The following is a 10,102-nucleotide window of genomic DNA, read 5'->3' on the forward strand; positions in this document are numbered from 1 at the left end:
GGCTGATGTGGCTCGGGCCGTGGCTGGCCCGCGGCATCGCGACGCTCGGCCGCGCGTTGGCCTGGCCGTTCGTCAAACTCTGGGCCGGGCTGCGGCGCCTCGGGCCGTGGGTGCGCTCGTTGCTGCGGTCCTTCGGGGCCGTCCTGGCGTGGCCGCTCGTGCAGGTGTGGCGCGGTCTGTGCGCGCTCGGGCGCGGACTGCGTGCGGTCTGGCGTACGGCATTGGACTGGCTGGGCCGCGCATTCGTGTGGCTCGGGCGCGGCTTGGTGCTGCTGGGCAAGGGGCTCATCTGGCCCCTCGCGCAGATCTGGCGCGGGCTCATGTGGCTGCGGCATCCGCTCGCGGCTGTCGGTCGTGGCATCTCTGCCGCCCTGGCCGCGCTCGGAGGCGCCCTCGTATGGGCGGTCCGCATGTCGGCGCTGGTCCTCACCTGGCCCTTCCGCCAATTGTGGCGGGGCCTGTGTTGGCTGGGACGGGGAGTACGCGCGCCTCTGGTCTGGGCCGGCGGCGCGGTGGCGAAGGCCGGCCGCTGGGTCGTCAAAGCGGTCATATGGCCGTTCCGCCAGGTCGGGCGCGGCGTGCGCAAGGGCGGCGGCACGCTCGGCCGTGCCCTGAAGACCGCCTTCGTGTGGGCCGGCAACCGTTCCATGCGTGTCCTGCGCTGGCTGTGGCGCGTGATCTCGTGGCCGTTCGCGGCCGGATGGCGGTACGTCGTCCTGCCAATCGGCAGGGCGATGCGCGAAGCGGTCCGGTGGGCCGGACGCGCGGCGGTCAAGGTGTGGCGCGTGCTGGTGTGGCCGTTCACCGCGGCGTACCGCGCGGTGCTCGCCCCGATCGGCCGTGCCGCGAAGTCGGCGTTCGGCGGCGTCGGGCGCGCGGCGCGGTCGGCCGTACGCGCGACGCGCCAGGCCGCGGCCGACACGCGCGCCGCCATCCGCGAGGCCCGGAAGAGCGTCGGCCAGACCGTCAAGGACGTGACCCGCTCGATGCGGCGCGGCGGCCGGTGACGGCGGGGTCCGCGCGGGCGCGTGCTCCCCGTACCCTGGAGCCAGAGTTCATCCCTGATATCGCACTACTTGAGGACTGAGTAGCCCTGGCACGCCGAATGCCCGAAGGACCGCCGCCCGCTCCGGCCGTCCAGAAACTGCGCCTGCGCTACGCCAAGCGCGGCCGCCTGCGGTTCACCAGCCACCGGGATTTCCAGCGCGCTTTCGAGCGGGCGCTGCGTCGTTCCGAGGTGCCGATGGCCTACTCCGCCGGCTTCACGCCGCATCCCAAGGTGTCGTACGCGGGCGCCGCGCCGACCGGCGTGGCCAGCGAGGCCGAGTACCTGGAGATCTCGGTCGTGCGGCGCTGCGAGCCGGACGAGATCCGGGCACTCCTCGACTCCTCGCTGCCGCCCGGCCTGGACGTGCTGGAGGTCGTGGAGGCGGCGCCCGGCAACCTCGCCGAGCGGCTGCAGGCGTCGGTGTGGGACATCCGGCTGCCCGACGTCGAGCCGGAGACGGCGCGCAAGGCGGTCGAGGTGTTCATGGCCGCGGAATCGGTCGAGGTCGAACGCATGACCAAGAACGGCATGCGCGCCTTCGACGCGCGGGCCGCCGTGGCCGCGCTGGACACGGACGCTCCTTCCGCCGCATCGGACGGGGCGGATGGGTCCCATGCGTCCGATGATGAGATTGACGCAGGTCACCAGGGTGTCGATGGGAGCGGCGACCGACCCTGTGCGATACTGCGACTGGTTGTACGGCACACCACACCCGCCGTCCGACCCGACGACGTTCTGTCCGGTCTCCGCTTGGTCGCCGACCTCGCGCCGCCCGTTCCCGCCGCGGTGACTCGCTTGGCGCAGGGGCCGCTCGACACCGCGACCGGTGCGGTGACCGATCCGCTCGCGCCCGAGCATGCGGTGACCTCGACGGGGAACGAGGAGCCGTAGACACGGGGCGGAGCCGAAGCCACGGACCGCCGTCGACGCCTCGGCCCGGAACTACCGGGTGCCAGGGGCGCATTCCGACAGACTTTCGTCGGCCCTGCCAGGTGCGGGGTCGGCGAGCGAGAGACGAGCTTCTGTGCGGCGCCCTCCTTGGAGCGCCCGGAAGCGTGACGGGAGACAGACCCGCATGCTCGAGAACGAGCCGAACGGTGCGGCGTCCGACGACGCCCAGCCGCACGACACCGCGACATCCAACGACTCCACATCCACCTCGGACACGGGTGCGGGCGCGCCCTCGGCGGACGCCGGGGCAGAAGCCCCCGCTGCCCCCGCGCGGCGCCGCCGCCGGGCCGCGAGCCGACCGGCCGGGCCGCCCAAGCCCAGCACCGGGACCGACGACACGACCGACAGCACCAACACCACTGACACGCCCGACACGGCCGGCGCCCCTGCCGACGCCGATGTCGCACCGGCCATAGCTGCGGCCGCGGACACCCCTGCCGCCGAGGCGGCACCCGAGCCGACCGGCGAGCCGGACGCGGATGCCGCGGCGGAGGAAGAGGCGGCCGAAGCGGAAGCCGACGCGGCCGCCGAAGCCGCGCCGGAGCCGGAACCCGAGCCGGCACCGCGCCGGGCCCGGCGTACCCGCAAGCGCGTGGTTGCCGAGCCCGAGGACGAGCCCGCGACCGCCGCCACCGTCGAGCCCGAGACGGCCGCGCCTGCCGACGCGCCTGCCCCCGTCGAGGAGGCCGCGGCCGAAGAGGCCGAGACGGCGCCGCGCCGGACGCGGCGTACCCGCAAGCGCGTGGCCGCCGAGCCCGAGCCCGAGTCCGTGCCTGCCGAGACCGCGGCGGAGACCACGCCCGAGGCGGCCCCTGAGGCCGCCGCCGAGCCGGAGCCGGAGGAGGCGCCGGCACCCACGCGTACCCGCCGTGCGGCGCCTGCCGTCTTCCAGCCCCTGTTCCAGGCCCCGGAGGCCCACACCGCCCGCGCGGTCACGCCGGCGGCCGCCGTGGCGGACGACGAGCACGACGACGCGGAGGAGCCGGCCGACGAGCCGCGCACCCGCCGCCGCCGCACCCGCCGCAACCCGGCCGCCGAGGCCGCCGCGAGCATTCCCGGCGTGACCGTCGCCGGTCCGGGCGCCGGGCGCCCGGCGGCCGAGGACGACGCCGAGGCGGAGGCCGAGGGCGCCGAGGGCGAGGCCGACACCGACCACGACGCCGAGGGCGACGAGTCCGGCGACCGCCCGACCCGGCGCCGCCGCCGCGGTGGCCGCCGCCGTCGGGGCCGCGACGCCGAACGGGCCGACGGCGAGAACGAAGGTGACGAGTCCGACGAGTCCGACGAGGACGCCGAGGACGCCGAGCCCCGTGCGAGCGACGCCCAGGGCGCCGACGAGGACGACGACGACTCGGCGACCACCACCAGCCGTCGCCGTCGCCGTCGGCGCCGCCGCGACGGCGCCGACGGCGAGTCGCCCGCCGCCGACGACCCCGAGCGCACGGTGGTCAAGGTCCGCGAGCCGCGCGCCCGCCGGGCCGACCGCGTAGCGGAGGGCGAGGACGTGGGCGACGGCGTGCAGAGCGTCAAGGGCTCGACGCGCCTGGAGGCCAAGAAGCAGCGCCGCCGCGAGGGTCGCGAGCAGGGCCGCCGCCGCGTGCCGATCATCACCGAGGCCGAGTTCCTGGCCCGCCGCGAGGCGGTCGAGCGCGTCATGGTGGTGCGCCAGACCGGTGAGCGCACCCAGATCGGCGTGCTGGAGGACGGCGTCCTCGTCGAGCACTACGTGAACAAGGAGCAGGCCACCTCGTACGTCGGCAACGTCTACCTGGGCAAGGTCCAGAACGTGCTGCCGTCCATGGAGGCCGCCTTCGTCGACATCGGCAAGGGCCGCAACGCGGTGCTCTACGCCGGCGAGGTCAACTTCGACGCGGGCTCCCCGCGCCGCATCGAGGCGGTCCTGAAGGGCGGCCAGTCGGTCCTGGTGCAGGTCACCAAGGACCCGATCGGCCACAAGGGCGCCCGCCTCACCAGCCAGGTCTCGCTGCCGGGCCGCTACCTCGTGTACGTGCCCGAGGGCACGATGACCGGCATCAGCCGCAAGCTGCCGGACACCGAGCGCGCGCGCCTGAAGACCATCCTCAAGAAGATCGTTCCCGACGACGCGGGCGTGATCGTGCGTACCGCCGCCGAGGGCGCGAGCGAAGAGGAGCTGGCGCGCGACGTCACCCGTCTGCAGGCGCAGTGGGAGGACATCAAGAAGAAGGCGGCGACGGCCAACGCGCCCGCGCTGCTGTACGGCGAGCCGGACATGACGGTCCGGGTCATCCGCGACATCTTCAACGAGGACTTCACCAAGCTCGTCGTCTCCGGCGACGAGGCGTGGGAGACCGTGCACAACTACGTCGCGCACGTGGCCCCCGACCTGGCCCCGCGCCTGTCGAAGTGGTTCAGCGAGACGGACGTCTTCGCGACCTACCGCGTCGACGAGCAGCTGATGAAGGCGCTCGACCGCAAGGTGTGGCTGCCCAGCGGCGGTTCGCTGGTCATCGACCGCACCGAGGCGATGGTCGTGGTCGACGTCAACACCGGCAAGTTCACCGGGCAGGGCGGCAACCTCGAAGAGACGGTCACCCGCAACAACCTGGAGGCGGCCGAGGAGATCGTCCGCCAGCTCCGGCTGCGGGACCTCGGCGGCATCATCGTCATCGACTTCATCGACATGGTGCTGGAGAGCAACCGCGACCTGGTGCTGCGGCGCCTGCTGGAGTGCCTGGGCCGGGACCGTACGAAGCACCAGGTCGCCGAGGTGACCTCGCTCGGCCTGGTCCAGATGACGCGCAAGCGGGTCGGCCAGGGGCTGTTGGAGGCGTTCTCCGAGACGTGTGACAAGTGCAACGGGCGCGGTGTGCTCGTACGCATGGACACGCCCGAGCAGAAGTCCGGCGGCTCGAGCCGGCGCCGCCGGGGCAAGGGCGGCGGGAACGGCAACGGCAACGGCAACGGCGCCCACGAGCACACGCACGACGAGCTGGCCGAGACGGTCGCGGCCGACGAGCCGATCGAGATCATCGACGTGGTCGATGTCGAGGACGCCGTCGACACCGACGAGCCGATCGAGGTCGTGGAACTCGTCGAAAGGGACGCCGACAGCGAGGCCGACACCGAGGTGCCGGTCGAGGCCGAGGCCGAGATCGTCGTCGCGGCGGAGTCGGAGCCGGTCGAACTGGTCGAGCCCGCCGAACTGGTGGAGTCGGCAGAGGCCGCGTCGACCGAGTCTGCGGACGAAGCCGCGGAGACGGTCGAGGCCGGCAGCGCCGAGGCCGATGCAGACGCCGAAGAGGCCCCGAAGAAGGCCGCCAAGCGCGCCCCGCGCAAGACGGCCGCCAAGAAGACCGCGGCGAAGAAGACGGCTGCCAAGAAGACCGCCGCCAAGAAGTCGACCCGCAAGTCCGTCGCCGCCGGAGCGGATGCGGCCGACACCGCATCGACGGACTCGTCGCCGGCCGAATCGGCCCCGGCCGAGCAGGCACCCGCCGAACCCGCGGCCGCCCCCTCCGGGGACTCCGCGGCACCGGCGGAGCAGCCCGCAGCACCGGCGAAGCGCACCCGCAAGGCGCCGCGTCGGGCCACCCGCCCGGCCGGTGCACCGACCGCTGCCACGCCCACCGAGGGCGAGGCCGCGGACGGCGCCGAGCCCGCCGCCGAGCCCGTCTCGGCGTCCGCGCCCGGCAACTAGCCCAGCGGTACGACGCCGGCTGGGAAAGCGGCGGCATACAGCGACACCCACGTCGGGGGTCGGGCCCAGGTCGGGCCCCCGACGGGTCCCGCGCCGCGCGGCCGGGACCCGGTTTGACCGGGTGCGGAACTGATCCGTACTCTTGACCCTCGGCATGTTTATGCCAAGTTCCTGAGCACCCACCTCCCGGCGTCTGCGCCGGGGGAGGCCGCCCGGCATCGGTCGGAGACGGCTGGCGTCAGGGACTCCGATCGAACAGAGAGCGAGTTCGCGGTGTACGCGATCATTCGCGCCGGCGGTAGGCAGCACAAGGTTGCCGTCGGCGATGTCTTCCAGGCCGACCGAGTGCAGACTGCGGCCGGCGAGACCGTCGAGCTTCCCGTCCTGCTCCTGGTCGACGGCGAGTCCGTGACGAGCGACCCGTGGGTCCTCGCCGGTGTGAAGGTGACGGCCGAGGTCGTCGACCACACCAAGGGCAAGAAGATCGACATCCTGAAGTACAAGAACAAGACCGGCTACCGCAAGCGCATGGGTCACCGCCAGCAGCACACCCAGCTGAAGGTCACCGGCATCGAGACCGGGAAGAAGTAGAGGACATGGCACACAAAAAGGGCGCATCGTCCACCCGTAACGGCCGTGACTCCAACGCCCAGCGGCTCGGCGTGAAGCGTTTCGGCGGCCAGGTCGTCAACGCGGGCGAGATCATCGTCCGCCAGCGCGGCACGCACTTCCACCCGGGTGCCAACGTCGGCCGTGGCGGCGACGACACCCTGTTCGCGCTCGCCGCCGGTGCGGTGGAGTTCGGCACGCGCCGCGGACGCCGCGTCGTGAACATCGTCCCGGCGGCCTAAGGCCCAGGGACCCCCTTGCTCGACCCGAAGGCGGACCGATCCACGGTCCGCCTTCGGTCTTTGCCGCAAAAAACTGCTGGAGGTACAAGTGACCACCTTCGTCGACCGCGTGGTTCTGCACGTAGCCGCGGGTAACGGGGGCCACGGGTGTGCCTCCGTCCATCGCGAGAAGTTCAAGCCGCTCGGCGGCCCCGACGGCGGCAACGGCGGCCGCGGCGGCGATGTGTCGCTCGTCGTCGACCCCAACGTCACGACCCTCCTCGAGTACCACCACTCGCCGCACCGCAAGGCCACCTCCGGCAAGCCCGGCGCGGGCGGCAACCGCAGCGGCGCCGACGGCAGCGACCTGGTGCTCGCCGTCCCGGACGGGACCGTCGTCAAGCGCCTCCTGCCCGGCGGCAAGGAAGAGGTCGTCGAGGACCTGGTCGGCAACGGCACCCGCTTCGTGCTGGCCCAGGGCGGCCGCGGCGGCCTCGGCAACGCCGCGCTGGCCTCGCCGCGCCGCAAGGCCCCCGGTTTCGCGTTGCTCGGCGAGCCCGGCGAGGGCGGCGACTACGTTCTCGAACTCAAGACCGTCGCCGACATCGCACTCGTCGGTTACCCGAGCGCGGGCAAGTCGAGCCTGATCGCGGCGCTGAGCGCGGCCCGCCCCAAGATCGCCGACTACCCGTTCACCACGCTCGTGCCCAACCTCGGCGTGGTGACCGCGGGCGACGTCGTCTACACCGTCGCGGACGTGCCCGGCCTCATCCCGGGCGCGAGCCAGGGCAAGGGCCTCGGGCTGGAGTTCCTGCGGCACGTCGAGCGCTGCAAGGCGCTCGTGCACGTGCTCGACTGCGCGACGCTGGAGCCGGGCCGCGACCCGATCAGCGACCTCGACACCATCGAGGCGGAGCTTGCCGCGTACGGCGGCCTCGACGACCGGCCGCGCATGGTCGCCCTCAACAAGACCGACATCCCCGACGGCCACGACCTCGCCGACCTGGTGCGCGCCGAACTCGAAGGCCGCGGCCTGAAGGTGTACGAGGTCTCCGCGGTCAGCCACAAGGGCCTGCGCGAGCTGTCCTTCGCGATGGCCGGCCTGGTCCAGCAGGCCCGCGACGCCGCCCCGCCGCCGGAGGCGACCCGCATCGTGCTGCGGCCGGCCGCCGTCGACGACAGCGGCTTCACCGTCACCCGGCGCGGCGACGCCTTCATCGTGCGCGGCGCCAAGCCCGAACGCTGGGTGCGCCAGACCGACTTCGCCAACGACGAGGCGGTCGGCTACCTCGCGGACCGGCTCGCCCGGCTCGGTGTCGAAGAGGCGCTGTTCGACGCGGGTGCGCGCCCCGGCGCCGAGGTTGTCATCGGCGACGACGAGTCCGGCGTCGTCTTCGACTGGGAGCCGACCGTCGCGACCGGCGCCGAGATGCTGGGCCGCCGCGGTGAGGACCACCGCTTCGACGAGCAGCGCCCGGCCGTGCAGCGCCGCCGCGAACGCGAGTCCATCCGCGGCGAGTACGAGGAATTCGACCCCTTCGGCAACGAGTGACCGACCCGGCCATGGCCGGGGGAGTGGAGCACCGCGCATGTCAGTCCCTGATCGGCGTGAGGACGTCACCTCCGCACGCCGCATCGTGGTCAAGGTCGGCTCGTCGTCCCTGACCTCCGCCGCCGGCGGCCTCGACGCGGACCGCGTCGACGCGCTCGTCGACGTGATCGCCGCGAAGCGCGCCGAGGGAGCCGAGATCGTCCTCGTCTCGTCCGGCGCCATCGCGGCCGGCCTCGCGCCGCTGGGACTCGACCGCCGACCGCGCGACCTCGCCACCGCCCAGGCGGCGGCGAGTGTCGGACAGGGGCTGCTGGTGGCCCGCTACACCGCGTCCTTCGCGCGGTACGGCCTGCGGGTCGGCCAAGTGCTGCTGACCGTCGACGACATGACGCGGCGTACGCACTACCGCAACGCGTACCAGACCCTGGACCGCCTGCTGAACCTCGGGGTTCTGCCCGTCGTCAACGAGAACGACACGGTGGCCACCGAGGAGATCCGGTTCGGCGACAACGACCGCCTCGCCGCGCTGGTCGCCCACCTGGTACGCGCCGACCTGCTGGTGCTGCTGTCCGACGTCGACGGCCTCTACGACGGCGATCCGGTACGCCACACCTCGTCCCGCATCCCCGAAGTCCGCGGTGCCGCCGACCTGGAGGGCGTCGAGATCGGCAAGGCCGGGCGCGCGGGCGTGGGCACCGGCGGCATGGTCACCAAGGTCGAGGCCGCCCGCATCGCGACCACCGCGGGCATCCCCGTCGTGCTCACCGCGGCCCGCCACGCGTCCGAGGCGCTGACCGGCAAGCAGACCGGAACCTTCTTCCACCGCACGGGTGTACGCGGTGCCGACCGCCTGCTCTGGCTCGCCCATGCGACCACCGCGCGCGGCCGCCTGGTCCTGGACGAGGGCGCGGTCGGCGCGGTGGTCGAGCGCCACAAGTCGCTGCTGCCGGCCGGCATCACCGCCGTCGAGGGCGGGTTCGTCGCGGGCGACCCGGTGGACCTTGTCGACGAAAACGGTCACATCATCGCCCGCGGGCTGGTCAACTTTGATGCTAAGGAACTCCCCGGGCTCCTGGGCCGCTCCACCCACGAGCTGGCCCGGGAAATGGGGCCGGCGTATGAGCGCGAGGTCGTGCACCGCGACGACTTGGTGCTGTTGCGCCGCTGACGCACGCGACGCGGGGGCGGCACTGTGCAGGCCCCGGCGGCAGGGACCACGCCGCCGGGGAGCCGCCCCACGTCATCGACGGGAGGCGGACCAGTGCAGGGACGTGGCAGGGAACTGCCCTGGGAGGCCGCGCCGTCGGTGCGCCCGAACGCGACGCCGGAGGGCGGCCTCGGCGGGGACGAGGCGATCCGGGTCGAGGAGACCCGGATGTGGCACATCACCCTGACCGTCGCGGGTGGTGCGGTTCCCTCGGACGAGATACGCAGAGCGCTCGAACGCCTCGCCCACGACCACCCGTTCCTGCTCGCCGGCCGCTACGCCGCCGACCACGCCGAGATCCGCTACTGGGAAGAGGCCCGCGACCTCCAGGACGCGGCGGCGCTCGCCCTGCGCCTGTGGGGCGAACACCGCCGCTCGGCGGGCCTCCCGCCCTGGGAGATCATCGGTCTTGAGGTCGTCGACCGCGGTACGTGGCAGCAGCGCGCCAAGTCGCCGGGCGGCGGCCCGATCGTGCCGGGCGGTGTACAGCCGTTCTAAGCGGCCTCGGGGAGACCGCTTGAGCCGCGACTTCCAAGTCCCGTTGGGCCGCCGGGCCCGCGAACCGCGGCACGCTCCGGGCCCGCGCCGGGCCCGGTGGCCCTCTTTCGCCCGCCCAAGTCGCCGTGTGGCGGACCTTGCCGCCTGGCCCCGGCGCGCACGCACCACGGCCCGCGGGCTGCCCGACGGGACGTTGAAGACCCCCCGGTCTACTTGTCTGCCTCCGCCAAGTGCGCGTACGTGCCACGTAGTTCGCGTTTGAGGATTTTGCCGCTGGGGTTTTTGGGGAGGGTGTCGGTGACGACGATGTATTTGGGGACTTTGAAGCCGGCGAGGT

Annotated in this window: 7 protein-coding genes and 1 pseudogene; all 8 read left to right on the forward strand. The window is 73.2% G+C overall.

The genetic code is table 11. The features are described from left to right. Nucleotides 1-1,007, forward strand: a pseudogene (locus ACWD12_RS30265) (hypothetical protein); the annotation flags it as partial. 98 nt (nucleotides 1,008-1,105) lie between these two features. Then, the gene (locus ACWD12_RS30270) at nucleotides 1,106-1,939 is read left to right on the forward strand and encodes a TIGR03936 family radical SAM-associated protein (protein ID WP_450102209.1); all 834 of its coding nucleotides are present in this window, start codon (nucleotides 1,106-1,108) and stop codon (nucleotides 1,937-1,939) included. A gap of 184 nt (nucleotides 1,940-2,123) precedes the next feature. After that, nucleotides 2,124-5,678 carry an Rne/Rng family ribonuclease gene (locus tag ACWD12_RS30275; RefSeq protein WP_450102210.1) on the forward strand — a complete coding sequence of 1,185 codons (3,555 nt, stop codon included), beginning with the start codon at nucleotides 2,124-2,126 and terminating at the stop codon, nucleotides 5,676-5,678. A 273-nt stretch (nucleotides 5,679-5,951) separates the two neighbouring features. Next, nucleotides 5,952-6,269: a 50S ribosomal protein L21 gene (rplU, locus tag ACWD12_RS30280; RefSeq protein ID WP_358356727.1), complete on the forward strand. Its 318-nt coding sequence runs from the start codon at nucleotides 5,952-5,954 to the stop codon at nucleotides 6,267-6,269. A gap of 5 nt (nucleotides 6,270-6,274) precedes the next feature. Continuing rightward, nucleotides 6,275-6,529: a 50S ribosomal protein L27 gene (rpmA, locus tag ACWD12_RS30285; RefSeq protein WP_358356729.1), complete on the forward strand. Its 255-nt coding sequence runs from the start codon at nucleotides 6,275-6,277 to the stop codon at nucleotides 6,527-6,529. An 88-nt stretch (nucleotides 6,530-6,617) separates the two neighbouring features. Then, entirely contained in the window at nucleotides 6,618-8,060 is a 1,443-nt protein-coding gene (gene obgE, locus ACWD12_RS30290) for a GTPase ObgE (RefSeq protein WP_358356731.1), read from the forward strand. 37 nt (nucleotides 8,061-8,097) lie between these two features. Continuing rightward, nucleotides 8,098-9,228 (forward strand): glutamate 5-kinase, encoded by a 1,131-nt coding sequence (gene proB / locus ACWD12_RS30295; RefSeq protein WP_450102211.1) that lies wholly within the window; start codon nucleotides 8,098-8,100, stop codon nucleotides 9,226-9,228. 93 nt (nucleotides 9,229-9,321) lie between these two features. Continuing rightward, nucleotides 9,322-9,765 carry a hypothetical protein gene (locus ACWD12_RS30300; RefSeq protein WP_435839102.1) on the forward strand — a complete coding sequence of 148 codons (444 nt, stop codon included), beginning with the start codon at nucleotides 9,322-9,324 and terminating at the stop codon, nucleotides 9,763-9,765. Nucleotides 9,766-10,102: the final 337 nt, after the last annotated feature.

This window comes from Streptodolium elevatio (genome assembly GCF_053592165.1).